Here is a 21,848-nt window from a genome sequence, read left to right on the forward strand (position 1 = left end):
GCGATGAAAATATTAAGGGCACCTTAAGAAGGTGCCCTTTTTGATCGGCAGAAGAACAGGTATTACAGCATTTTACGGATCACATAATGCAAAATACCGCCGTTCTGGAAATACGTCAGCTCATTGCCGGTATCGATCCGACAATGTGCATCGATCGTTTCAGTATGACCATCGGCGAAAGTGATATGTACCGCGACATCCTGCCCCGGCGTCAGGGTTTGCAATCCGCTGATGCTGATCTGCTCATCGCCGGTGAGTTTCAGCGTTTTGCGCGTCACACCCTGCGGGAACTCAAGCGGTAAAATCCCCATTCCGATCAGATTCGAACGGTGAATACGCTCGAATGATTCGGCGATAACCACACGAACGCCCAGCAGTCGCGGGCCTTTGGCCGCCCAGTCACGGCTTGAACCTGAACCGTACTCTTTACCGGCAATCACAGCGGTCGGCACATTTTCATGCTGATAGCGCATCGCCGCATCGTAAATCGCCAGCTGATCCTGCGACGGAATATGACGTGTATAACCGCCCTCCACACCCGGCACCATTTCATTTTTGATGCGAATATTGGCGAACGTTCCGCGCATCATCACTTCGTGGTTACCACGCCGTGAACCATAGGAGTTAAAGGCTTTCGGCTCAACCCCATGCTGGGTCAGGTACAAACCAGCCGGACTGTCAGCCTTGATATTCCCGGCAGGCGAAATGTGGTCGGTGGTCACTGAATCCGCCAGAATCGCCAGTATTCGCGCATCCTTGATATCTTCCAGTGCATCTGGCTCAGCCTTCATATCACTGAAGAACGGCGGATGGCGGATGTAGGTAGAATCTTCCTGCCAGGTGTAAGTTGGCGTACCTTCAACCTGGATCGACTGCCAGCTCGCATCGCCGTTAAACACCTCGGCGTACTCTTTATGAAACATGTCTGTCGTCACCTGTGCGACTGCATTGGCGATATCGTTGGCCGACGGCCAGATATCTCTCAGGTAAACAGGCTTGCCATCAGCCCCATCCCCCAGAGGATCCTGCGTCAGGTCGACATTCATATTACCGGCAAGCGCATACGCCACCACCAGCGGCGGCGAGGCAAGCCAGTTGGTTTTAATCAGCGGATGAATACGCCCTTCAAAGTTTCGGTTGCCGGAAAGCACGGCTCCGACGGTTAAATCACCCGCTTTGATCGCTGACTCAACGGGTTCCGGCAGCGGCCCGGAGTTACCAATACAGGTCGTACAGCCGTAGCCCACCAGATTAAAACCCAGTTTCTCCAGGTGTGTCATCAGACCTGCCGCATTAAGATAATCGGTCACTACTTTGGAACCTGGTGCCAGCGATGTTTTTACCCACGGCTTGCTGGCCAGGCCTTTTTCAGCGGCATTCTTCGCCAGCAGACCGGCCGCCATCAGCACGCTCGGGTTTGAAGTATTGGTACAAGAGGTGATTGCCGCAATCACTACCGCACCGGTGGTCAGCGAATAATGCTGGCCTTCCAGCGTGAAACTTTCTTTATCGCTACGCCCCGGCTTACTGTTACCCAACTCCAGTTCAGTCGCCGCTTTGAATGCTTTCGGTACATTGGGCAGCGCGACACGATCCTGAGGACGTTTCGGCCCGGCCAGACTCGGCTCTACGTCGCCCATGTCCAGCGCCAGGGTACTGGTGAATACCGGCTCGTCACCGGGATGGCGCCATAAACCCTGAGCCTGAGAATAGGCTTTGACCAGTTCGATTTGTTCGTCACTGCGGCCACTGAGCTTCATGTAACTCAGCGTCACATCATCTACCGGGAAGAAGCCGCAGGTTGCACCGAATTCCGGCGACATATTGGCAATGGTCGCGCGATCAGCCAGAGGTAAGTCCGCCAGGCCATCACCGTAGAATTCGACAAATTTCCCCACCACGCCGTGTTTACGCAGCATCTGGGTGACCGTCAACACCAGGTCAGTCGCGGTAATGCCTTCACGTAATTTACCGGTCAGTTTGAAACCCACAACGTCCGGGATCAACATGGAAACCGGCTGCCCGAGCATCGCGGCTTCGGCTTCGATACCGCCGCAACCCCAGCCCAGAATCCCCAGACCGTTAATCATCGTGGTATGGGAATCCGTCCCGACCAGGGTGTCAGGATAAGCGACCGTTTTACCCTCCTGTTCTTCATACCAGACGGTTTGTCCGAGATATTCAAGATTGACCTGATGACAAATCCCCGTACCCGGCGGCACAACGCGGAAACGGTTAAAGGCTTTTTGCCCCCAGCGCAGGAACTGGTAGCGCTCGTTGTTGCGCTCCATTTCGAGACGCACATTCTCACTGAATGCCTCATCATCACCGAATTCATCGACAGTTACCGAGTGGTCGATAACCAGATCAACAGGTGACAGAGGATTGACCTGATCGACATTCCCGCCAAGGCGTTTTACCGCCTGACGCATCGCGGCCAGATCGACGATAGCGGGTACACCCGTAAAATCCTGCATCAGCACCCGCGCCGGACGATAAGCAATTTCGCGGTCGGCATGACCGGTTTTTTGCCATTCGACCAGCCCCTGCAGATCATTTTCGGTGACAGTGTCACCATCGACGTGGCGCAGTAAATTTTCGAGTAATACCTTGAGGGATTTTGGCAGACGCTGAATATCACCCAGCGTTTTGGCCGCGAGTGGCAGGCTGTAGTAGTAGAATTCTTTCTCCCGGACTGCCAGCTTATCCAGACTGTTCTTGCGAATAGACGACATAGCTTCTCCTTTAGCGCTCAGCGTGGCCATGCGTAATAACCCGCTGGCTTATAAGTGCATACTTAAAGATAACACAATTTATCGTTAACATTTTTATAACAGCTCAAACTGATCATCAGGCAAAAAAAATCCCGCCGCATCGGGTAAGGATGCAACGGGATCAGAGAGGCGCTACGTTTGTGACGACTTATTTTGTCGGCAGCTTAATGTCCTTGAACATCTCTTCAATATCTTCGTTGGAGCGCAGGGAAATAGCCGTATCCACCACGTCACGCGTCAGATGTGGCGCAAAGCGCTGGATGAAATCATACATGTAGCTGCGCAGGAATGTACTGCGGCGGAAGCCGATTTTGGTGGTGCTGTAGGTGAAAATATCACTCGCATCCACAGTCACCAGATCCGGATCCTGGATCGGATCAACCGCCATGCTGGCAATGACACCCACGCCCAGTCCCAGACGAACGTAAGTCTTAATCACGTCAGCATCTGTGGCGGTGAATACAATGCGTGGCGTCAGGCCGGCGCGGTTAAATGCAGTATCGAGTTCTGAACGGCCGGTGAAGCCGAAGGTATAAGTCACAATCGGATAGGCTGCCAGTTCTTCAATGGTGACCTTCTCTTTACCCGCCAGCGGATGATCAGGCTGAACCACCACGGCACGGTTCCAGTGATAGCAAGGCAGCATGATCAGATCGTCATATAAATGGAGCGCTTCGGTAGCGATCGCGAAATCCGCATTGCCTTTCGAAACCGCTTCAGCAATCTGCGTCGGCGATCCCTGATGCATATGCAATGAAACACGGGGGTAACGCTCGATAAAACCTTTAATTACATTCGGTAAAGCATAACGTGCCTGCGTGTGTGTCGTCGCCACATACAACGAACCTTTGTCCGGATAGGTATGCTCACCGGCAACGGCTTTGATCGCATCCACTTTAGACAACACTTCACGGGCAATACGGATGATTTCCTGCCCTGCCGGTGTGACTTGCGTCAGATGTTTTCCACTGCGGGAAAAAATCTGGATCCCCAGTTCATCTTCCAGCATCCGCACCTGTTTGCTGATCCCGGGCTGCGACGTGTACAGGCCTTCTGCCGTCGAACTGACGTTCAGATTGTGATTAACAACCTCTACGATATAGCGCAGTTGCTGCAATTTCATATCTCATACCATCCTAGTTTTCGCACCCTGCCGTCATCCCTGTTCACCCGGGGGCTGAACAGACTGAAATAATTTTATAATGAATGCCGGTAGTCTGTTAACGAACGTTATTTATGCCCCAGATGCATTAACTTATTACCTGAATGCATAAGAATAAATTTTATATAACAATTATATCAATAATTAACGCGTTGTATAGCCAGAGAACATAATGACAATTGCGGGCAGCGCTGCCCTGATAAGAAAAACAGCAAATCAGGGTCGATGATAGATCTGAATGCAATAAAAAAACCAGCCCGGAGGACTGGTTTTTTACACCTGCTTAACAGAGTGAAATAAATCTGTTATCGCCTAAATAATTCGAGTTGCAGGAATGCGACAAACTCTGGCATCCCCGGGAGCATGGCTGACCCTGTGACTGGGCCGACTGAGTGCAGCCAACGCACCGGCAACTTGAAGGATGAAGGCGATAATTATTTTTTGCCTTCAACCCATTTGCCGTCCACAAAGAAAGCGGTCCAGCCCGTGGCTTTGCCGTCTTTTTCTGAAGACACGTACTGCTGCTTAGTTTTACGGCTGAAACGCACCATGGATTTATTCCCTTCCGGATCTGCCACCGGCGCATCGGCCAGATAGCTGAGTTTTTCCGGTAAGCGATCTTTGAAACGCTTCAGTTCCTCCACCAGCGGCGCACGGGTTTCGCGCGATTTAGGGAATGTGTTGGCAGCCAGGAATACCCCTGCCGCACCGTCACGCAGCACGAAATACGCGTCTGATTTCTCACACGGCAATTCCGGCAGCGGAACCGGATCTTCTTTCGGCGGCGCCACATCACCGTTTCGCAAAATCTTACGGGTGTTTTTGCACTCGTCGTTGGTACAGCCCATGTATTTACCGAAACGCCCCATTTTCAGGTGCATTTCAGAGCCACATTTCTCGCACTCAACGATCGGGCCGTCGTAACCCTTGATACGGAACTCGCCTTCTTCGATTTCATAACCATCACATTCCGGGTTGTTACCACAGACATGCAATTTACGCTGATTATCGATGAGATAGCTGTCCATCGCCGTACCGCATTTGGCACAACGGCGTTTGGCGCGTAGCGCATTAGCTTCGGCTTCATCACCTTCCAGAATGTTCAGCACTTCGGCATCAGCAATCAGGTTGATGGTGGTTTTGCAGCGTTCTTTCGGCGGCAAGGCATAACCGGAACATCCCAGGAACACACCGGTGCTGGCGGTACGTATCCCCATCGGACGTCCGCAGGTCGGACATTCAATGCTGGTCAGCACCATCTGATTCGGACGCATACCGCCTTCTTCAGGGTCTTTCTCAGCCGTTTCCAGCTGCTTGCTGAATTCAGTGAAGAATTCATCCAGAACGGCTTTCCATTCCGCCTTGTTATTGGCGACCTGATCCAGCCCGTCTTCCATACGTGCGGTGAAATCGTAGTTCATCAGTTCACGGAAGTTATCTTCCAGACGATCGGTAACGATTTCGCCCATTTTTTCTGCATAGAAGCGACGGTTTTCAACGTGAACGTAGCCCCTGTCCTGAATGGTCGAAATGATCGACGCATAAGTAGACGGGCGGCCAATACCCCGTTTTTCCAGTTCTTTAACCAATGACGCTTCGCTGAAACGCGCAGGCGGCTTGGTGAAATGCTGAGTCGGTAGCAGTTGTTGCAGTTCCAGATCCGTCCCCACTTCGATGGCGGGCAGGGTTCTGTCTTCGTCGCCTTTACGCAACGCCGGCATCACTTTGGTCCAGCCATCAAAACGCAGCGTACGGCCTTTGGCGCGCAAAGAATAATCCCCGGCTTTCACCGTCAGCGTAGTGGAATCGTACTGAGCCGGTGTCATCTGACAGGCCACAAACTGACGCCATATCAGCTGATACAGACGTTGCGCATCCGCTTCCATATCTTTCAATTGTTCAGACGTCACGGCTACGTCAGAAGGACGAATCGCTTCGTGCGCTTCCTGAGAATTCTCTTTGTTGCTGTATTGCAGCGGAGCTTTCGGCAGATATTTATTACCGAAATTTTCGCCGATATAGCCGCGCACCATTTCCACGGCATCCTGACTCAGGTTAGTGGAATCAGTACGCATATAGGTGATGTGACCGGCTTCGTAAAGACGCTGTGCCATCATCATGGTTTTCTTCACACCAAAGCTCAGACGCGTACTGGCCGCCTGTTGCAACGTGGAAGTAATGAAAGGCGCACCCGGCTTACTGCTGGTTGGTTTGTCTTCACGATCAACCACGGTATAGCGCGCTTTTTCAAGCAGCGAAACGGCCGCATGAGTTTGTTCTTTATTCACCGGTTTGAACGGTTTGTCGAGATGATGCGTCACTTCCATTTGCAGCGCGGTTTCTTTCTTCGCCAGCAAATCCGCATGCAACTCCCAGTATTCTTCCGGCACGAACGCTTTGATTTCTTTCTCACGCTCGACAACCAGACGCACCGCCACGGACTGAACGCGACCTGCGGATAAACCACGGGCAATTTTCTTCCACAACAGCGGAGATACCATGTAACCCACCACGCGGTCCATGAAACGACGCGCCTGCTGAGCGTTCACACGATCAATATTCAGTTCGCCCGGTTCTTTAAAGGCGTTCTGGATCGCGTTTTTGGTAATTTCATTAAATACAACGCGGCTGAAACGTTTGTCATCACCGCCAATCACTTCCCGCAAATGCCAGGCAATCGCCTCTCCTTCGCGGTCAAGGTCGGTTGCGAGATAGATGTGGTCAGCTTTTTCCGCTAACGCTTTTAACTCAGCAACAACTTTTTCTTTACCCGGAAGTATTTCGTATTGTGCTTCCCAACCGTGATACGGGTCGACGCCCATGCGATTAACCAGCGCGGTCTTCTCATCCTTTTTTACTTTTTTCTTTGTTTTTTCTTCGGTTGAGTCGGCGGTCTTTTTAGCAGCGGATCCACTGGTGGGTAAATCACGGATATGACCGACGCTGGACTTAACCACGTAGTCATTTCCTAAATATTTATTAATCGTTTTGGCTTTTGCCGGGGACTCAACTATTACGAGAGCTTTGCCCATAATTACCTTTACCTGAATGATTCTTCATCATCTGAAGAAGATTTTGCCTAGTTATGCCGCGGCACAATTACACGTCTTTTTTTATATTGCGGCAGTGAGTCAGAACGTCAACTGATTTCTTTAAAAGAAGGAACGCACTGACTTCCAGAGGTTCAAATCACTGATTCTGCGAGGGATTAACCAGACAGGGCTCAGCAGAACGCGCCCGTTTTTAAGTCAAATAACAACCAAGCGTAAACAAAACATTCCACCTGAAGCCACAAAATCCCACACTCTACCTGATAAAAATCGCCACGCAAACTAATTAACACGGAAAGGCCTTTTTCGCCAAATCGCATCCGCCTTTTATAGATTGCTCAAAATATAACCAGCCTGCTTAAGCGGATTACCCCCAGCAGATTTGCGGTTTTATCAACGTCAGGATTACAATAACGTCAGCAATTATAGTGGGGAGTAAATATCATGCACGAAAATACATCGGCAATTAGCCGCGAAGCTTTACTGATCGAAGCGAATAAGGTTATCCGTGAGCACGAAGATTACATCCACGGAATGCTGGCGACAGAGGTTGAGCAGAAAGGTAATGTGCTGGTTTTCCGCGGGGAGTTTTTCATGGATGAAGACGGCTTACCGACCAGAAAAACCACCGCAGTATTTAATATGTTTAAACATCTGGCCCATCTTTTTTCAGAAAAATACCATCTCGAAGATTGAGATAAAAGAATCGCTAATAAAGGTATAGGTAACCGATAAACGGCGAGACTCACTCTTTCGGATTAAAAAGGGACGGATGTCCCTTTTTCTTTTATATGTTCCGGGAAAAAATTACAACAGAGGTTTCTGACTGCGTTGTAACCAGCGCAGGAACAGGCGATCCACGCTTTGTGCCGCGCTGCCGGTGAAGCGGTCCATCATACGTTTACGGCGGCTGTAACGCACCGCAATCACTTCATGATTTTTCATTTCCGCAATCAGTAAATCATCACTGGTGCCAATAGCATCAATCAGACCGTTCTCACGCGCCTGGGTACCGAACCAATGTTCACCAGTGGCGACCGCATCAATATCCAGCGACGGCCGGTTCTGATGTACAAATTCTTTAAATAGCACGTGGGTTTCGTTCAGATCTTCACGGAATTTTTCCCGGCCTTCTTCGGTATTTTCACCCAATAAAGTCAGGGTACGTTTAAACTCGCCCGCAGTGTGCAACTCAATATCAATGTCATTTCGTTTCAGCAGACGGTTAAAGTTAGGGATCTGGGCAACGACGCCGATTGAACCTATGATGGCAAACGGCGCGGCGACAATCCTGTCCGCTACACAGGCCATCATATAACCGCCGCTGGCTGCAACTTTATCCACCGCAACCGTCAGACGAATACCGCTCTGACGCAGACGCACCAGCTGAGAAGCCGCCAGACCGTAACCGTGTACCACACCGCCCGGACTTTCCAGGCGTAGCAATACTTCATCTTCCGGCGTGGCCACGGCCAGCACGGCTGAAATTTCTTCCCGCAGCGATGTCACTTCGTGGGCATCCATACTGCCTTTGAAATCGAGTACATACAGGCAGGGTTTGCTTTTCGGACTCCCGGTTTTGGCCTGCAGTTTTTTCTGTTTTTCCTCCGCTTTGTTCTTTTTTTTCAGCTGTTTGCTATGAATTTTTAGCTCGGCAGGGTTCATGCGCGCATGGCGCATTTCACGTTGCATTTCGCGGTACTGTTCGCCTAAATCGATTAGCTGCAACTCACCTTTACCGTGAGACTTACGTTGACGAAGACCAACAAGTAAAACGACCAGTGCCCCGATGGCAATAACTACAGTCACAACTTTGGCCAAAAACAGCCCGTAAAGAGAAAGTAAATCCACACATACCGCCTTTTCAATGTGGTAATAAAACCGTGGTGAGAAAGTTGTTAAACATTCTAAACAATCGCCGCACTGACGTCTTGTTCGAAGATGACATCCTGACTCAGGCGTAAAACAGAGTGCGTCTGTGTTCCAATTTTGTTACAAAAGAGCTGCCCGTTTTTCGGTTAATCATTGAAACTGATGCCCATTTGAGGCATATAAGCGGTGATCACTCGCGAAAAACCTAAAATTCTCATCAAAATGGCGAATTCTGGTTGAGCGCAACAACTCCCGTTTTCGCCATTGTGATATGAAGAGCGCCTGATGTGATGACGGCCGTTTGCCGCCACATAACCGCCCCATTAAGAGGACTGACCGTGCATTATCATCCTAAATCCGATTTGCTCAATCATCGTATCATTCTGGTTACCGGCGCTGGCGACGGCATCGGCCGTGAAGCCGCACTGACGTATGCCCGTTTCGGCGCGCAGGTCATTTTGCTGGGCCGTACCGAAAGTAAACTCGCCAGTGTACAGCAGGAAATTGCGGCTCGTCATTTGCGGCCGGCTTTCATTTATGCACTGGATTTACTGACTGCCAGTCAGCAGGATTGCCAGCGCGTCGCAGAGCAAATCGCTGCATGGGTGCCGCATCTCGACGGCGTTTTGCATAACGCCGGTTTGCTGACTGATATCACGCCGATGGCTGAAATTAAATTGCAGGACTGGATGGACGTCATGCAGGTCAATGTTAACGCCACGTTTATGCTGACCCAGGCGTTACTGCCGCTGATGTTGAAATCTGCCAGCTCCTCGCTGGTGTTCACGACGTCCAGCGTCGGACGCGAAGGCCGCAGCGGCTGGGGCGCTTACGCCGTGTCAAAATTTGCCACCGAAGGCATGATGCAGGTGCTGGCCGAAGAGCATAAACACACCGGCCTGCGTGTCAATTGCATCAATCCTGGCGGCACACGAACCGGCATGCGCGCCTCCGCTTTTCCTGATGAGAACAAAGATAAACTCAAAACACCGGCCGATATCATGCCGCTGTATTTGTATCTGATGGGCGATGACAGCCGCCGTAAAACCGGTATCAGTTTTGATGCCCAGCCGGGGCGCAAAGCCGGTCCGGCAGAATAACCACGGAGCCTCTGATGACCGAAGATCGCCATAAACAGCGCCAGCAAAAGCTGAAAGAACAGGTTGATGCGCGCATTGACGCCGCAAAAGAACAACGCGGGATCCTGATTGTGTTTACCGGTAACGGTAAGGGAAAAACCACGGCGGCCTTTGGTACGGTAACCCGCGCCGTCGGGCACGGTATGCGCGCAGCAGTGATCCAGTTTATTAAAGGGGAATGGCCTAACGGCGAGAAAAACCTGCTCGAACCTCACGGCGTGGAATTTCAGGTGATGGCGACCGGTTTTACCTGGGAAACGCAGAATAAAGAAACCGATACCGAAGCCTGTCAGGCCGTCTGGCAACACGGCAAACGGATGCTGGCCGATACATCATTAGATCTCGTGGTGCTTGATGAGCTGACGTATATGGTCAGTTTCGGTTATCTGGATTTGCAGGAAGTGATCGAGGCCCTGAACACGCGTCCGGCGCATCAGACGGTGATTATCACCGGGCGCGGCTGCCACCGTGATTTGCTGGAAATGGCTGATACGGTCAGCGAACTCCGTCCGGTGAAGCATGCCTTTGACGCCGGCATTATGGCGCAACAGGGCATCGACTGGTGATACCCTGTTTTCACTTTCAAAGCACTATCTGACACTCCGCCAGTGTCGCCATTTCGTTATGAACGGCACAGGCGGCATCAATCAGCGGTAACGCCAGCGCCGCGCCGCTGCCCTCGCCAAGTCGCAAGTTCAGATCAAAATACGGTTGCAACCCCAGTGCTTCCAGTGCCAGCGTCGCGCCCTGCTCGGCTGATATATGTGAAGGAATAAGGTAGGGTTTCAGCCCGGGGGCTATCTGGCATGCCGCCAGCGCTGAGGCGTAAGAAAGATAACCATCCAGTACCAGCGGAATACCAGACGCCGCGGCTCCGATCATGGCCCCTGCCATGGCGACCAGTTCAAAGCCCCCGACTTTCGCCATCACATCCAGCGCATCTGAAGGATCAGGCTGATTTACCGCAATGGCTTTTTCGACCACGCTGATTTTATGCGCCAGTCTGTCAGGTGGCAGATTTGCACCCAGCCCGACGGTTTGTGCTGGCGCAGCGCCGGTCAGTACAGCCACCATCGCAGCCGCAGCCGTGGTGTTTGCCATTCCGAGCTCACCCACAGCCAGCAGGGATAACCCGCTTTCGGCTTTCGCGATCACCCGTTCCGCACTCCAGATCAGTAAAGATTCCGCCTCTTCGCGCGTCATGGCCGGGCCGGTGGCAATATTGCCCGTTCCCTGCGCGACCTTATGATTGAGCGTTCCGGGAATATCCGCGCCAATGATACCGCAGTCAATCAGCGTTACCTGCGCACCGGCCACCCGTGCCAGCACCGAAACCCCGGCTTTCCCCTGCACAATATTGACCGCCTGGATCGCCGTTACCGCCTGTGGGGACGGCGTGACGCCTTCCTGCCATACACCATGATCGGCTGCCATCACCAACACTTCTTTGCTCGGGAAATGCAGGGGGTGGTTACCGCGAATTGAAGCCAGCTGAATCGCCAGTTGTTCCAGACGACCCAGGCTGCCCGGCGGTTTCACCAGACTGTCGAGTCGTGCCGCCGCCCTCTGAGCGGCCGGTGCATCGGGAACCGCTATCTGACGGAGAATGTTTGCCAGCGAAGCCATGGTGTCGTCCTTACGTGTTTGAAAAGTTAAATACCGCTGTCGTTAAAGCGCTGAATCACACAAGTGCCGGGGCTGAGATCAATTTCACACAAACAGCCTTGTTTAAACGGGAAACGCCACATATCCGCAGGTGCCAGCTTAAGCATCATCGCCAGCAACAGGCTGAGTGAACCCTGATGTGCCACTATCGCGAGCCTGCTTTCCTGCGGACGCAAATGCAACTGCTGCAAGGCCTGACGGATACGCGAGGTGAACGCCGTAAAGGATTCCCCCTGTGGCACCTCGGCCTTTTGCCAGTCCTGACACCAGGCCTGATAGCCTTCTGCCTGTGAGGCTTCGAGTTCATTGTGATGACGCATTTCCCACTCGCCAAACGCCATCTCCTGCAACAATGGCTGAGTCTCTATCGTCAGTTCGCGCCCGTGGGCAATGATACCGGCCATATCACGGCTGCGGCGCATATCGGTATGGATCAGGGCATCCAGCGGCGTAGCAGCCAGCTGACGCGCCACATGCTGCGCCTGTCGCTCCCCCTCCGCAGTCAGCACAATGTCGCTGCTGCCACAAAATACCCCGTTAACATTAGCCTGAGTTTGTCCGTGCCGTATCAGATACAGTTTCATTATTGAGTCCCTTTTCTCAGTGCCATAACAGGAAAAACAGGAAGAGCAGTTCGCTCAACTCGCACGCTGCGCCCAACGTATCGCCGGTCTGGCCACCGATACGCCGGGCGATAAAATACCGTAAGCCCAGCACACCTGTCAGTGTAATAAGCAGTGCCGGCAGTGTCGTGAATCCGCCGACAATCAGCGTCAGAAAGGCCATCAGCAACAAGGTGATATAAAAATGCCCCTCGCTGATTTTACCGATAAATAAATTGCCCATTCCCGACTCGCGGGCATAGGCCTGACGGTACATCATCACCGCCATCATGCCACGCCCGACCACCGGCGTGAGGATAAGACATGTCAGCACTGGCAGTCCGTCGGCGCTAAGCTGATAAATCAACGCCGTACGAAGCAGAACAGCCACAATCAGTGCCAGTGCGCCGTAGGTGCCAATGCGGCTGTCGCGCATAATTTCCAGGATCCGCTCCCGGCTGCGCACGGAGAATAAGCCGTCGCAACTGTCAGCCAGCCCGTCGAGATGTAAACCGCCGGTCAGCATGATATGTACGATGACAACGGCAATCGCCGCCGGTAGCGCCCCGACGTGCGGCAGCAGAAACAGCCACACCAGCGCGGTCAGTAACCCGATGACCAGCCCGACCAGCGGAAAGCACACAATACCGCGCGCATACGCTTTCAGTCCGATGCCGTCACACCAGCGTTCCCTGACCGGGATACGGGTGAGAAACTGCAACATTGCGAGAAACAGTCGCCATAAGGCCATAATAAATTCCCTTTCCTTCATCGTTTTATTCCGAGGTTTTCACCGGAACCGGGATGCCGGATACAATCAGGTATACATCGTCCGCCGCAGCCGCCAGTTGCTGATTCACCCGCCCGGCGATATCACGAAAACGTCGCGCCAGCAGGTTATCCGGCACAATGCCCATTCCGACTTCATTGGTGACGATAATCACTTCGGAGTCAGCCTGTTGCGCAACTTTCGTCAGTTGCGTGGTTTGCGCAAAAATATGCTGCTCTATCGCTTCAAAATCCATATCTTCCACCGATGTTTCACCGGCAATATCAAACAAAAGATTGGTCATCAGCGTCGTGATGCACTCGATAATAATGGTCGGAAACTGTACCTGATGCTCGAGGATGATGTTTCCCAGATCCCGGTAACTTTCAAACGTATGCCAGTGAGCCGGGCGTTGTTGCTGGTGATAACGGATACGCTCCGCCATTTCCGCATCGGTTACGACCGACGTGGCGATATACAATACTTCGCCCCCGCGTTTCTCTGCCACCTGCTCGGCAAAACGGCTCTTGCCGCTGCGGGCACCTCCGGTAATCAACATCATAATCGGCTCCTTGCATTGTATTCATAAACAGGGTGTGTAACAGAAGATGGCTACGCCCTGAATTTTGAGCAAAAAAAACCGCAGTCACAGACTGCGGTTTATGAGCATAGACACAAGTGCCTCGCTTGTCAGCGATTAACCCCGTTTTGCCGGACCGGTAGTTCGACGGGCCGGTGCAACCTGAGTGTGGCGCTTAACAGCACGACGGATCTGGTTGGCTTTTACACGGCGACGGTCACGCTCAACCGGCAACTTACTGACGGTTTCTTCGGTCATGTCGACCAGTGTACGAAGATAGTTAATATCCGGCAGATCCAGCTCTTTGTAGCCGCCGCGAGGCAGGCCTTTAGGCAGGTTCAGATCCCCATAACGTACGCGGATCAGACGGCTTACCTGTACGCCAACGGCTTCCCACAGACGACGAACTTCGCGGTTGCGCCCTTCTGTCAGGGTCACATTGTACCACTGGTTCAGACCTTCACCGCCCTGGAATTTGATCGAGCGGAATGCCGCAGGGCCGTCTTCCAGCTGCACACCACGGCTCAGTTGTTTGATTTTTTCATCATCAACCTGACCGAAAACGCGCACGGCATATTCGCGCTCAACTTCACGACTCGGGTGCATCAGGCGGTTAGCCAGTTCACCGTCGGTAGTGAATAACAGCAGACCCGAGGTGTTAACGTCCAAACGGCCTACTGCGATCCAGCGGGAACCGCGCATTTTTGGCAGACGGTCAAAAACGGTCGGGCGCCCTTCCGGATCACTGCGTGTACATAACTCGCCTTCCGGCTTGTAATACGCCAGCACGCGGCAAACGGTGTCCTGTGATTCCATCACTGACAGAACGTGGCCATCGAGACGAATTTTGGTGCCGCCGGTGACTTCCACGCGGTCGCCCAGCGTAGAAATTTTACCGTCGACGCTGACGCGGCCAGCCTGAATCATCGCTTCGACTTCACGACGTGAACCGTGGCCCGCACGAGCGAGAACTTTTTGCAGTTTTTCGCTTTGCCCTTCGGTGCTGTCCAGCGCGTTCTTCGGCTTCTGGTATTTCACTTCTTCTTCGTCACCGTTTTCATCAAACAGTGCTTCAGCTTTGGGTTTTGTCCCGCGCGGTTTCAGCGGCGCGCGAGGCTTTTCACCACGGGCATTTTCCGGACGGCCGGGCTTGCCTGTACGTGGTTTTTCAATACGGGAATTTTCGATACGTGAATCGCCGCGGCCTGCGTCAGAACGTGGTTTGTCTGAACGCGGCTTGTCGCTGCGTGGTTTATCAGTACGTGGCTTTTCGCCGCGTTTTTCAGCCCGTGACGGCTCCGGACGGCTTTTTGCTGCGCCGGAATTTCTGCCACTTTTGGGCTTGTCACCAGATGGACGTGACCCTTTGGCTTTGTCGCTGGTGTGTTTCTGGGAATTATACTTCTCGCTCATTGAGCAGCCTCATTTGTCGCCTTCACAGGCGTCGGGGGGAGCCGGCAGCACGACGTTGACCCTCGTCTGCCCGCCAAAATTCAGTTATTACGTATTATTACAATGATTTATAAAAAAGCCAGCCCGCCATTATACACAGTTATCCGCAATTTGTATCCTGCAATGGTTTGTACGGGCTGTTTATTTTTCCAACAATCGTTACCGGAAAGGCGCGGGATCACCCGCACCTTCACGCACCACTTCCGGCGCCGCTTCGGTCAGATCAATCACTGTGGTAGGCTGCTGGCCGATAGAACCGCCATCGATCACCAGATCCACAACTTTACCCAAATGATCTCTGATATCTTCAGGATCAGATTCTGCAAAATCATTGCCCGGCAGCATCAGTGTGGTAGACATCAGCGGCTCGCCCAGCGCTTCCAGTAAGGCAATCGCAATCGGATTGGAGGGCACCCGCAGGCCAATCGTCTTACGTTTTTCGCTCATCAGGCGGCGCGGTACTTCTTTGGTGGCTTTCAGGATAAAAGTGTAATTACCCGGCGTGTTGTTTTTCATCAGCCGGAAAGCCGCGTTATCAACATGCGCGTAAGTCGATAGCTCAGACAAATCCCGGCATACCAGCGTGAAGTTATGGTTACTGTCTAACTGACGGATACGACAAATACGCTCCATGGCGTTTTTCTCTTCCAGACGGCAACCGAGCGCATAACCGGAATCTGTCGGATAGACGATAACCTGCCCTTTGCGCAGCAATTCTACGGCCTGATTAATCAGGCGGGGCTGCGGGTTTTCCGGATGGATATAAAAATATTGACTCATTGTTCCCTCTTAATTCTTCTTCTGCGGTCGTGCTTCAGACCGGTTCAATTTCAGGCTGTTCTCCCGGGGACGGCCAGTGTTGCCAGACCGGCTCTGCGCCTGCAGGAAGCCAAAGTTTTCGCCCCAGTTCAATCCACGAGCAAGGCTGATGGAAATCAGACCCCTGCGAGGCGAGCAACTGGTAATCACGGGCATAAGCCGCAAGTTGAGCACGCTCATTCGGTGCCTGCTGACATTGTGCGACTTCCATGGCATCGCCGCCTTGTTCGGCAAAGAACGCCAGTAAGCGTTTCAGCCATTTTGTGGACAGGTCATAACGTCCCGGGTGGGCGACCACCGCCTGTCCGCCAGACTGATGAATCGCATCAATCGCTTGTTCTATTGTACACCACTGTGGCGGAACGTAGCCGGTCTTGCCCTTGGCGAGGTATTTTTTGAACACCTGCGCAATGTTGTCAGCAACGCCAGTTTCCACCAGATAGCGGGCAAAATGTGCACGGGTGACGGCGCCGCCATCGGCCAGACGTAATGCCCCCTCCCATGCCCCCTCGATGCGCGCTTTCGCCAGGCGTCGCCCCATTTCCCGGGCGCGCTGCTGGCGTAATTCCGCCTGTGCTTTCAGTAAATCCACCATCGCCTGATGGGCCGGGTCGATGCCCAGCCCGACAATATGAATCTCATGATTTTCCCACAGCGTAGAAATCTCGACACCGTTTACCAGTTGCAACGGCAGATGATTATCAGCTATCGCCTGCGCCGCGCGCGCCAGCCCTTCCGTGCTGTCGTGATCGGTGATCGCCAGTACGCCGACACGCATTTCTACAGCACGCGCCACCAGCGCTTGCGGTGTTAAATAGCCGTCAGAGGCGGTGGTATGGCTGTGGAGATCGTAAAGAGTAAAGGCGGAGCGGGTTGTCTGGTCGTCTGCTGAAGGCAAAGTGTTTGTTGGCAAAGTCATCGTCACGTGCGGATTTAACCTGTTTCTGAATGCAGTGCATATCATAACGCGTTAGGACTTTACACGTTAGGGATGATTTCACCCGGCCATTACGCACTGTTACGGTGCTTTAACACTTTTTGCACCCTACAGGCGCACTGATGTTGGGAATGGTGGAAAAAGAGGGTTGACTTTATACCGTTGAACTAGTTTACTAGTACGCAAGTTCACGGGGCAGTTCAGCAATGAACGGCGTGACAAACCGATTCAGAAAGTTTACGTTTTAAAGACGATAGCTTCTATAAACAAACAAGAGTGTCTGATGATGAAAACTCACATGATGGCGGTTCTCAGCTGGTGGCGTACTTCCCCTTGGCGGGCGGAGTAATCACGCATAGCTGTCATCAGACGCTGCAAGATTCCCGAAGCCCGCATAATGCGGGCTTTTTTGTGGCCGCCTATCAGAAATCCGTTTCACACAAACGTTGAAAAAATTTCAGGAAGCAAAATGACTATTCAGAAACCACGTTTAGAATTGCTGACCGCAGAAGGATGTTACCGCGGCGACCCGACGGCCATTTTTCACCAGTTGTGTGGTGCCCGTCCGGCGACCCTGCTACTGGAGTCCTCCGAAGTGACCAGCAAAGAAAATCTTCAGAGCCTGCTGATTGTTGACAGCGCACTGCGTATCACTGCACTCGGTTCCCGGGTTTTAATTCAGGCACTGACGCCAAACGGCGCGTCATTACTCTCACTGATTGACGCCGCGTTACCGGCTGAAATTCGCAACGATGTGCGTCCGAACGGACGCGAACTGCGCTTCCCGTCCATTGACCAGATGCAGGACGAAGACGCCCGTCTGCGTTCACGCTCCGTGTTTGATGCATTGCGCAGTATCCTGACCTCGGTGGAAACGCCCGCTGATGAGCGCGAAGCGATGTTCCTCGGCGGTCTGTTTGCTTACGATCTGGTCGCCGGTTTTGAAGATTTACCGGTATTAGAATCCGACCAGCGGTGCCCGGATTTTTGCTTCTACCTGGCAGAAACACTGCTGGTGCTGGACCACCAGAACCGTTCATGCCGCTTGCAGGCCAGCCTGTTTACGCCGTCACCGGAAGAGAAACAGCGTCTGCATACTCGCCTTGAACAACTGCAACACCAGTTACAATTACCCCCTCATGCCATTCCGCACCAGAGCGTGCCGGAGATGCAACTGAGCGTAAATCAGAGTGATGAAGAGTTTGGTGCTGTGGTGGAGAAGATGAAAGTGGCGATCCGCGCCGGTGAGATTTTCCAGGTAGTCCCTTCCCGTCGCTTCTCACTGCCGTGCCCTGCCCCACTGGCAGCGTATGAAACACTCAAAAACAACAACCCAAGCCCGTACATGTTCTTCATGCAGGACAACGATTTCACCTTGTTCGGTGCCTCTCCGGAAAGCGCACTGAAATACGATGCGACAAACCGTCAGATTGAAATTTATCCGATTGCCGGGACACGTCCGCGTGGCCGTCGTGCTGACGGTTCACTGGATTTGGATCTCGACAGCCGTATTGAACTGGAAATGCGTACTGACCATAAAGAACTGGCCGAACATCTGATGCTGGTGGATTTAGCACGTAATGATCTGGCGCGTATCTGTGAGCCGGGCAGCCGTTATGTCGCCGACCTGACCAAAGTTGACCGTTACTCTTTCGTGATGCATCTGGTGTCCCGCGTCGTCGGCACACTGCGTCATGACCTGGACGTCCTGCACGCCTATCAGGCAGTAATGAACATGGGCACGCTGACCGGCGCACCGAAAGTTCGCGCCATGCAGTTGATTTCAGCCTCCGAGCAAACCCGCCGCGGCAGTTACGGCGGCGCAGTCGGTTATTTCACCGCTCACGGTGATTTAGACACCTGCATCGTAATCCGCTCGGCCTATGTCGAAGACGGCATCGCCACCGTACAGGCTGGCGGCGGCGTGGTACTTGATTCCGTTCCGCAAGCCGAAGCCGACGAAACCCGTAATAAAGCCCGTGCTGTGCTGCGTGCCATCGCCACCGCCCATAATGCGAAAGAGGTATTTTAAGATGGCCGATATCTTACTCATCGATAACGTCGATTCCTTTACTTACAACCTTGTCGATCAGTTGCGTTCAAGCGGCCACAACGTGGTGATTTACCGCAATCAGATCCCGGCTGACGTCATTATCGAAAAACTCAGTCAGCTGGAAAAACCGGTGCTGGTGCTTTCGCCGGGACCGGGTACACCTTCCGAAGCCGGTTGCATGCCAGAGTTGCTCAAACGTCTGCGCGGTCAGTTGCCGATTATCGGTATCTGTCTCGGCCATCAGGCGATTGTGGAAACCTACGGTGGTTTCGTCGGGCAGGCCGGGGAAATCCTGCACGGTAAAGCCTCGGCAATTACGCATGACAATGAAGCGATGTTTGCCGGCATGCACAACCCGCTGCCGGTCGCGCGTTATCACTCGCTGGTGGGCAGCCAGATCCCCGACGGGCTGACCGTCAACGCCCGTTACGGCGATATGGTGATGGCAGTACGTCACGAAGAAGATCGGGTTTGTGGATTCCAGTTCCACCCGGAATCTATTTTAACTTCACAGGGCGCCCGTTTGCTTGAGCAGACACTGGCCTGGGCTTTGGCGTAAGGAGAACTGTCATGCAAACGCAAACTATTCCCGGCATTCTCGAAAACCTGTTTCGCGCTCAGACGATGACGCAGGAAGAAAGCCAGCAGCTATTTACCGCCATCGTGAAGGGCGAACTCGAACCGGCGCAACTGGCCGGGGCATTAATCAGCATGAAAGTGCGCGGCGAACAACCGGCTGAAATCGCCGGAGCCGCCAAAGCGTTACTGTCGCACGCCGAGCCGTTCCCGCGTCCTGATTATGCGTTCGCGGACATTGTCGGCACCGGTGGCGACGGCACCAACAGCATCAATATTTCCACCGCCAGCGCATTTGTCGCGGCGGCCTGCGGAGCCCGGGTCGCCAAACACGGCAACCGCAGTGTATCCAGCCGTTCGGGTTCTTCCGATTTACTGGCCGCGTTTGGCATCCGTCTGGATATGCCTGCGCAAGAATCACGGGCCGCGCTGGATGATCTGGGCGTGTGTTTCCTGTTTGCGCCGCAATACCACACCGGTTTCCGTCATGCGATGCCGGTACGTAAATCACTCAAAACCCGCACCCTGTTTAACGTGCTGGGTCCGCTGATTAACCCGGCGCGTCCGCCGCTGGCACTGATTGGCGTATACAGCCCTGAACTGGTGCTGCCGATTGCAGAAACATTGCGGGCGCTGGGTTATGAACGTGCGGCAGTGGTTCACGGTGGTGGGATGGATGAAGTGGCGATCCACGCAGCAACGCTGGTTGCGGAGCTGAAAGACGGTCAGATAACCACTTACGAACTGACACCACAGGACTTCGGTCTGGATAATTATCCGATTGAATCCCTGCTGGGCGGTGAGCCGGAAGAAAACCGTGACATTCTGGCACGCTTATTACAAGGTAAAGGAGATCCGGCCCATGAAGCTGCGGTAGCCGTCAATGTGGCGATGTTACTGCGTCTGTTCGGTCAGGAAGATTTAAAGCAAAACGCACAACAGGCTTTGGCCGTCATGCGCAGCGGTGAACCCTACCAGCGCGTGGTGGCACTGGCAGCAAGAGGATAAGTGATGCAGCAGGAAACGGTGCTCCACAAAATTGTTCGCGATAAAGAAATTTGGGTCGCGGCACGCAAAGAACAGCAACCACTGGCCAGCTTTCAGAATGACATTACACAGAGCCAGCGCAGTTTCTACCATGCCCTGCAAGGGGCAAGAACGGCCTTCATTCTGGAATGTAAACAAGCTTCTCCGTCGAAAGGTAAGATCCGCGAGAATTTCGATCCGATAGAAATCGCCAGCGTGTATAAAGACTACGCTTCCGCCATCTCCGTTTTAACGGACGAGAAATACTTCCAGGGCAGTTTTGATTTCCTGCCGCTGGTGAGTAAAACCGTCACACAGCCGGTGCTGTGCAAAGATTTTATTATCGACCCGTATCAGATCCATCTGGCCCGTTTCTATCAGGCCGATGCCATTTTGCTGATGCTCTCCGTGCTCGATGATGCTCAGTACGTTCAGCTGGCGGCCGTGGCACACAGCCTGAACATGGGTATTTTGACGGAAGCCAGTAATGAAGAAGAACTGGATCGCGCTGTTAAACTGAAAGCCAAAGTCGTCGGTATCAATAACCGTGACCTGCGCGATTTATCCATCGACCTTAACCGCACCCGTGAGCTGGCACCGCGTGTACCGCATGGTGTCACGGTCATCAGTGAATCAGGTATTAATACCTACGGACAAATCCGTGAACTCAGCCGCTTCGCCAATGGCTTCCTGATCGGCAGCGCCCTGATGTCAGAACAAGACCTGAGCAGCGCCGTGCGTCGCGTGCTGCTGGGTGAAAACAAGGTCTGTGGCCTGACCCGCCCTCAGGATGCCAAAGCCGCGCACCAGGCTGGCGCTATTTATGGCGGATTGATCTTTGTACAAGCGTCACCGCGCTTCGTAACCCAAACGCTGGCGAAAGAAGTACAGAACGGTGCGCCGCTTAAATATGTCGGCGTATTCCGTGATGAGCCAGTCAGTAAGGTGGCAGAAACCGCGCAGACCCTGAGTCTGACCGCCGTGCAACTTCATGGAGATGAAAGCCAGGCGTATATCGACGCACTGCGCACAGCATTGCCGCAAACGGTTCAGATCTGGAAGGCGCTGAGTGTCAAAGACACCGTTCCGGCACGCAACCTGAATCACGTTGACCGCTACGTGCTGGACAACGGTAAAGGTGGCACCGGTTATCGTTTCGACTGGAGCACGCTGGCCGGGCAGGATTTGAGCAATGTGCTGCTGGCTGGCGGACTAAGCGCTGATAATTGCGTCCAGGCCGCGCAGCTCGGTTGCGCAGGGCTGGATTTCAACTCCGGTGTTGAAAGCGAACCTGGCATCAAAGATGCTGAAAAAATTACCGCCGTATTCCAGACATTGCGGGCGTATTAAGCCGCACGCAATGACGCAAAAA

At 53.1% G+C, this 21,848-nt stretch carries 16 protein-coding genes, 1 pseudogene and 1 other annotated feature; of the genes and pseudogenes, 6 read left to right on the plus strand and 11 right to left on the minus strand.

What is annotated here, in order from left to right; all coding sequences use genetic code 11:
* Positions 1 to 62: 62 nt before the first annotated feature.
* The 3 genes from acnA to topA all read right to left on the minus strand — a co-directional run bounded on the left by acnA (position 63) and on the right by topA (position 6,968).
* Positions 63 to 2,735 carry an aconitate hydratase AcnA gene (gene acnA / locus EVX52_RS00540; protein WP_129990389.1) on the minus strand — a complete coding sequence of 891 codons (2,673 nt, stop codon included), beginning with the start codon at positions 2,733 to 2,735 and terminating at the stop codon, positions 63 to 65.
* 187 nt (positions 2,736 to 2,922) lie between these two features.
* Positions 2,923 to 3,897, minus strand: a complete 975-nt coding sequence (gene cysB, locus EVX52_RS00545) for an HTH-type transcriptional regulator CysB (protein ID WP_129951554.1) — start codon at positions 3,895 to 3,897, stop codon at positions 2,923 to 2,925.
* Between the two features lie 473 nt (positions 3,898 to 4,370).
* Positions 4,371 to 6,968, minus strand: coding sequence for a type I DNA topoisomerase (gene topA / locus EVX52_RS00550; RefSeq protein WP_129951555.1), 2,598 nt, complete (start codon positions 6,966 to 6,968; stop codon positions 4,371 to 4,373).
* A gap of 462 nt (positions 6,969 to 7,430) precedes the next feature.
* On the opposite strand from topA, the gene EVX52_RS00555 reads away from it, so the two are divergent.
* Positions 7,431 to 7,682, plus strand: a complete 252-nt coding sequence (locus EVX52_RS00555; protein WP_129951556.1) for a YciN family protein — start codon at positions 7,431 to 7,433, stop codon at positions 7,680 to 7,682.
* Between the two features lie 111 nt (positions 7,683 to 7,793).
* Here the strand turns inward: EVX52_RS00555 and sohB are convergent, their stop codons facing one another.
* Positions 7,794 to 8,837, minus strand: coding sequence for a protease SohB (sohB, locus tag EVX52_RS00560; protein ID WP_129951557.1), 1,044 nt, complete (start codon positions 8,835 to 8,837; stop codon positions 7,794 to 7,796).
* A 359-nt stretch (positions 8,838 to 9,196) separates the two neighbouring features.
* Between sohB and EVX52_RS00565 the strand changes: the two genes are divergently transcribed.
* Positions 9,197 to 9,958: a YciK family oxidoreductase gene (locus EVX52_RS00565; protein WP_129951558.1), complete on the plus strand. Its 762-nt coding sequence runs from the start codon at positions 9,197 to 9,199 to the stop codon at positions 9,956 to 9,958.
* Between the two features lie 14 nt (positions 9,959 to 9,972).
* Positions 9,973 to 10,563 carry a cob(I)yrinic acid a,c-diamide adenosyltransferase gene (gene cobO / locus EVX52_RS00570; RefSeq protein WP_129951559.1) on the plus strand — a complete coding sequence of 197 codons (591 nt, stop codon included), beginning with the start codon at positions 9,973 to 9,975 and terminating at the stop codon, positions 10,561 to 10,563.
* Between the two features lie 16 nt (positions 10,564 to 10,579).
* On the opposite strand, the gene cobT is transcribed toward cobO, so the two are convergent.
* The 7 genes from cobT to EVX52_RS00605 all read right to left on the minus strand — a co-directional run bounded on the left by cobT (position 10,580) and on the right by EVX52_RS00605 (position 16,803).
* The gene (gene cobT, locus EVX52_RS00575) at positions 10,580 to 11,623 is read right to left on the minus strand and encodes a nicotinate-nucleotide--dimethylbenzimidazole phosphoribosyltransferase (protein ID WP_129990390.1); all 1,044 of its coding nucleotides are present in this window, start codon (positions 11,621 to 11,623) and stop codon (positions 10,580 to 10,582) included.
* A 26-nt stretch (positions 11,624 to 11,649) separates the two neighbouring features.
* Positions 11,650 to 12,246, minus strand: a complete 597-nt coding sequence (gene cobC, locus EVX52_RS00580; RefSeq protein WP_129951561.1) for an alpha-ribazole phosphatase — start codon at positions 12,244 to 12,246, stop codon at positions 11,650 to 11,652.
* A 16-nt stretch (positions 12,247 to 12,262) separates the two neighbouring features.
* Positions 12,263 to 13,015: an adenosylcobinamide-GDP ribazoletransferase gene (gene cobS / locus EVX52_RS00585; RefSeq protein ID WP_129990391.1), complete on the minus strand. Its 753-nt coding sequence runs from the start codon at positions 13,013 to 13,015 to the stop codon at positions 12,263 to 12,265.
* 25 nt (positions 13,016 to 13,040) lie between these two features.
* Complete coding sequence (gene cobU, locus EVX52_RS00590) at positions 13,041 to 13,595, minus strand: bifunctional adenosylcobinamide kinase/adenosylcobinamide-phosphate guanylyltransferase (protein WP_129990392.1); 555 nt, start codon at positions 13,593 to 13,595, stop codon at positions 13,041 to 13,043.
* A 135-nt stretch (positions 13,596 to 13,730) separates the two neighbouring features.
* Positions 13,731 to 14,651 carry a 23S rRNA pseudouridine(2605) synthase RluB gene (gene rluB, locus EVX52_RS00595; RefSeq protein ID WP_233432907.1) on the minus strand — a complete coding sequence of 307 codons (921 nt, stop codon included), beginning with the start codon at positions 14,649 to 14,651 and terminating at the stop codon, positions 13,731 to 13,733.
* Between the two features lie 573 nt (positions 14,652 to 15,224).
* Positions 15,225 to 15,845, minus strand: a complete 621-nt coding sequence (locus EVX52_RS00600) for an L-threonylcarbamoyladenylate synthase (protein ID WP_129951565.1) — start codon at positions 15,843 to 15,845, stop codon at positions 15,225 to 15,227.
* A 34-nt stretch (positions 15,846 to 15,879) separates the two neighbouring features.
* On the minus strand, positions 15,880 to 16,803 hold the full coding sequence (locus tag EVX52_RS00605) for a PHP domain-containing protein (RefSeq protein WP_129952123.1): 924 nt from the start codon (positions 16,801 to 16,803) through the stop codon (positions 15,880 to 15,882).
* A 328-nt stretch (positions 16,804 to 17,131) separates the two neighbouring features.
* Positions 17,132 to 17,234 (plus strand) — a sequence feature (Trp leader region).
* Positions 17,235 to 17,290: 56 nt separating this feature from the next.
* Between EVX52_RS00605 and EVX52_RS00610 the strand changes: the two genes are divergently transcribed.
* The 3 genes and pseudogenes from EVX52_RS00610 (at position 17,291) to trpCF (ending at position 21,826) form a co-directional block, all read left to right on the plus strand.
* On the plus strand, positions 17,291 to 18,853 hold the full coding sequence (locus tag EVX52_RS00610) for an anthranilate synthase component 1 (RefSeq protein ID WP_129951566.1): 1,563 nt from the start codon (positions 17,291 to 17,293) through the stop codon (positions 18,851 to 18,853).
* A gap of 1 nt (position 18,854) precedes the next feature.
* Positions 18,855 to 20,458: pseudogene (gene trpD / locus EVX52_RS25400) on the plus strand (bifunctional anthranilate synthase glutamate amidotransferase component TrpG/anthranilate phosphoribosyltransferase TrpD).
* A gap of 3 nt (positions 20,459 to 20,461) precedes the next feature.
* On the plus strand, positions 20,462 to 21,826 hold the full coding sequence (gene trpCF, locus EVX52_RS00625; RefSeq protein ID WP_129990394.1) for a bifunctional indole-3-glycerol-phosphate synthase TrpC/phosphoribosylanthranilate isomerase TrpF: 1,365 nt from the start codon (positions 20,462 to 20,464) through the stop codon (positions 21,824 to 21,826).
* Positions 21,827 to 21,848 lie beyond the last annotated feature (22 nt).

This window comes from Rahnella sp. CFA14(1/10) (genome assembly GCF_004195095.1).
In the GTDB taxonomy this organism is placed as follows: Bacteria; Pseudomonadota; Gammaproteobacteria; order Enterobacterales; family Enterobacteriaceae; genus Rahnella; species Rahnella perminowiae.

Coding starts and splice junctions, on each gene's coding strand:
- acnA (WP_129990389.1), bottom strand. CDS start 2,735: ATGTCGTCTATTCGCAAGAACAGTCTGGATAAGCTGGCAGTCCGGGAG.
- cysB (WP_129951554.1), bottom strand. CDS start 3,897: ATGAAATTGCAGCAACTGCGCTATATCGTAGAGGTTGTTAATCACAAT.
- topA (WP_129951555.1), bottom strand. CDS start 6,968: ATGGGCAAAGCTCTCGTAATAGTTGAGTCCCCGGCAAAAGCCAAAACG.
- EVX52_RS00555 (WP_129951556.1), top strand. CDS start 7,431: ATGCACGAAAATACATCGGCAATTAGCCGCGAAGCTTTACTGATCGAA.
- cobO (WP_129951559.1), top strand. CDS start 9,973: ATGACCGAAGATCGCCATAAACAGCGCCAGCAAAAGCTGAAAGAACAG.
- cobT (WP_129990390.1), bottom strand. CDS start 11,623: ATGGCTTCGCTGGCAAACATTCTCCGTCAGATAGCGGTTCCCGATGCA.
- cobC (WP_129951561.1), bottom strand. CDS start 12,246: ATGAAACTGTATCTGATACGGCACGGACAAACTCAGGCTAATGTTAAC.
- cobS (WP_129990391.1), bottom strand. CDS start 13,015: ATGGCCTTATGGCGACTGTTTCTCGCAATGTTGCAGTTTCTCACCCGT.
- cobU (WP_129990392.1), bottom strand. CDS start 13,595: ATGATGTTGATTACCGGAGGTGCCCGCAGCGGCAAGAGCCGTTTTGCC.
- EVX52_RS00600 (WP_129951565.1), bottom strand. CDS start 15,845: ATGAGTCAATATTTTTATATCCATCCGGAAAACCCGCAGCCCCGCCTG.
- EVX52_RS00605 (WP_129952123.1), bottom strand. CDS start 16,803: ATGACTTTGCCAACAAACACTTTGCCTTCAGCAGACGACCAGACAACC.
- EVX52_RS00610 (WP_129951566.1), top strand. CDS start 17,291: ATGACTATTCAGAAACCACGTTTAGAATTGCTGACCGCAGAAGGATGT.
- trpCF (WP_129990394.1), top strand. CDS start 20,462: ATGCAGCAGGAAACGGTGCTCCACAAAATTGTTCGCGATAAAGAAATT.